5 protein-coding genes are annotated in these 2,489 nt (G+C 67.6%); 3 read left to right on the top strand and 2 right to left on the bottom strand.

The genetic code is table 11. The features are described from left to right. On the bottom strand, window positions 1-890 hold an 890-nt coding region (locus tag ACK5KK_RS00100; protein WP_416888058.1), incomplete at its 3' end, for a tyrosine-type recombinase/integrase. Window positions 891-1,024: 134 nt separating this feature from the next. Between ACK5KK_RS00100 and ACK5KK_RS00095 the strand changes: the two genes are divergently transcribed. From ACK5KK_RS00095 to ACK5KK_RS00085, 3 genes are all read left to right on the top strand, one after another. After that, on the top strand, window positions 1,025-1,192 hold the full coding sequence (locus ACK5KK_RS00095) for a helix-turn-helix domain-containing protein (protein ID WP_416888059.1): 168 nt from the start codon (window positions 1,025-1,027) through the stop codon (window positions 1,190-1,192). A gap of 68 nt (window positions 1,193-1,260) precedes the next feature. Further along, a complete protein-coding gene (locus ACK5KK_RS00090) occupies window positions 1,261-1,545 on the top strand; it encodes a ribbon-helix-helix domain-containing protein (protein ID WP_416888057.1) in 285 nt (94 codons plus the stop codon). Continuing rightward, on the top strand, window positions 1,542-1,856 hold the full coding sequence (locus tag ACK5KK_RS00085) for a type II toxin-antitoxin system RelE/ParE family toxin (protein ID WP_416888056.1): 315 nt from the start codon (window positions 1,542-1,544) through the stop codon (window positions 1,854-1,856). Before ACK5KK_RS00090 ends, ACK5KK_RS00085 begins: the two co-directional genes overlap by 4 nt. Window positions 1,857-1,869: 13 nt before the next feature. On the opposite strand, the gene ACK5KK_RS00080 is transcribed toward ACK5KK_RS00085, so the two are convergent. Next, window positions 1,870-2,489, bottom strand: a 620-nt coding sequence (locus ACK5KK_RS00080) for an FAD-dependent monooxygenase (RefSeq protein WP_416888055.1), incomplete at its 5' end; no start/stop codon positions are given.

The raw sequence follows: 2,489 nt of genomic DNA, 5'->3' as shown, positions 1-2,489 counted from the left end.
CCATCGCGGGGTTCAGGTCGGGGCAGGTGCTCGAACTCCTTGACCCTCGCGGCCCACTTCAGGCGACGGTACCAGCGGCTGGTCATGGCGTCGGGTGAGCGGGGTTGCCCTTGGTCGTCTCCGAAGATGTAGGCGTCGGCCCTCGCCAGCTCGAAGGACAGCTCGGCGCGGGCGACCTTGTAGGAGGCGAGTGCTTTCACGGTTGCGGTGTCGGTGTCGATGACGCGGGCGTTGCCGGTCTTGGTGGTCTTCGTCTTCGTCCAATCCTCGGTGTTGATCAAGCGGCGGATGCTGATCTGCGAGATTGTGGTGTTCAGGTCACTCCATCTGAGTGCGAGAGCTTCGCTGCGCCGCATCCCCGTGTTCGCGATCACCCACCACAGGGCGAACAACTCGTCCTGCTCCTCATCGCGATCCCACGCGAGGAACGCCGCGAGCTGATCGGCCGTCCAGGTGACCAACTCGGGCTTCTCCGCGCGCATCTGGCTCGTGGTCGGCGCTTTCGCTGCCTTCCGCTTGGCGGGGTTGGTGGCGATGTGGCCATCCTCGATCGCAGCGTCGAGGATCGCGCCGAGCACGACGTGCGCCTTGTGGACGGTGTTGGCCGACAGTGGCCCGCCCTTGTCCAGCTCGTCCTTCCGGCCGTGCTGTTCCATGTCGCGGTAGTGGCGGGCGATCCGGGTGGGGGTGAGCTTGTCGAGCGGGTAGTGTCCGAGCTGCGGGCGGAGGCGGTTGCGGATGATCTTCTTGTACCCGGCGATGGTGGAGTCTGCGAGTTTGAGGCCTTCCACCCAGGCGTCGGCATAGGCGCTGAGGGTGGGGCACTTTCCCGCCGAACTTCTCGTGCTGGTCGCGCTGTTTGAGGGCGTCTTGCAACGCGGCGTCTGCATCGGCGGCGGTGGCGAACCCGCCCCGGCTGAACTTCTTCTCGCCGAGGTCGGGCTGCTCGGGGTCGATGGGTACCCAGATCTGATACCTCCACCGCTTCCCCGCAGCGGTCTGGTACGACTGGCGCAGCCTCGTCATCACCCGCCAGGAAGCTGCCCAAGCTCTCGGCGTCGATCCCCGTACCATCACGGTCGGCATTGAGGACGGCACCATCCTGTCCGTCAAGCTCGGCCGTCGCGTGGTGATCCCGCGCGAGAAGTTCCTTGCCCTGTTCGCGGATGCCTCGAACGAGGATCGGCCGTAGCGGGTTGTCTCTGCCGTCGGCCGAGGATGCGGAGTAGGATTGAGTCCTACTGGAAGCGAGGCTCGATCATGCGCACGACGAGGCAGCTCAGCATCACCCTTCCCACGAACATGGCCGAGGCGCTGAAGGAGCGCGTCGCGTCCGGTGCGTATGCGAGCGAGAGCGAGGTCGTCCGCGACGGCCTGCGCGCCCTGTTCGCCCGTGACGAGGCCGTCGAGGCGTGGCTGCGCACCGAGGTCGTCGCCTCCTACGATGAGCTGCGCGCCGACCCGTCGCGGGCGATCAGCTCCGCCGATATGCGCGCCCACCTTGCCGAGCTGCACGCCGGGCGGCTCGCGGAACGCGACTCGTGACTCGGAGCGTCGTCTACTCACCCCGCGCACGGCAGCAGCTCACCGACCTCTACCTCTGGATCGCGGAGCAATCGGGCTACCCCGAGCGAGCGGAGGGCTTCGTCTCCGCGATCTTCGACTACTGCGACGACCTCGCTGACTTCCCGATGATCGGCCTTGTCAGGGACGACCTGCGTCCGGGCCTGCGAACGATCGGATTCCGCCGCCGCGTCGTCCTCGCGTTTGCCGTCCATGAGCAGACGGTCGAAGTCCACGGCGTCTACTACGGCGGACAGGACTACGAAACCCTCATCGCCGCCGAGGAAAGCTGAGCGTCCCCGCACCCTACGGCTCGATCCAGCGTTGGACGCTCTGCGTGGCTCGCCCCATCACCGCGGGCGGTGTCGCTCGCAGGAGTACGTCGCGAATGCCCGCGGCGACCGGGTGGGATGCCTGAGCGACCTTCCCCAGCAGCCGTGACTGCCGCCAGATTGCCGCCGTCCGCCTGCGGCGGAGACGGTCATAGCGGGCGAGCGCCGTGTCCGTGTCGCCGCTCCTGAGTAGGAGCGTCAGTGTTGGGGCATCTTCGATGCCCTGTCCCGCTCCCTGTCCGAGATTGGGCGTCATGCCGTGGGCGGCGTCGCCGAGCAGCACCGTTCGGCCCTTGAAGAACGGGGCCGGGAGGCGGGCGAGGTCGTAGATATCGTGACGGAGCACCGCGCCGGGCGGTGTCGCGTCGATGCACGCCAGGATCGGCGGGTGCCAGTGGCCGAACCGCTCCCGTACCGCGCTGTGCTCATTCTGTCCGGGCTCGTCGGCGGCGGGCTGGCCTGCTGCGGTGGATTCGGTGGCGAACCAGTAGACCCGATCATCCGGCAGCGGCACGATGCCGAAGATGCGCCCGCGCCCCCATGTCTCGCCGGCCTCGCCTTCCACATCGACGCCTGATCTGGTGACACCGCGCC

It is taken from the genome of Microbacterium sp. (assembly GCF_047972865.1).
Classification (GTDB): Bacteria; Actinomycetota; Actinomycetes; order Actinomycetales; family Microbacteriaceae; genus Microbacterium.
The sequence above is the reverse complement of the archived record's forward strand: the minus strand, read 5'-3'. Positions and strand labels throughout refer to the sequence as shown.

Coding starts and splice junctions, on each gene's coding strand:
- ACK5KK_RS00090 (WP_416888057.1), top strand. CDS start 1,261: ATGCGCACGACGAGGCAGCTCAGCATCACCCTTCCCACGAACATGGCC.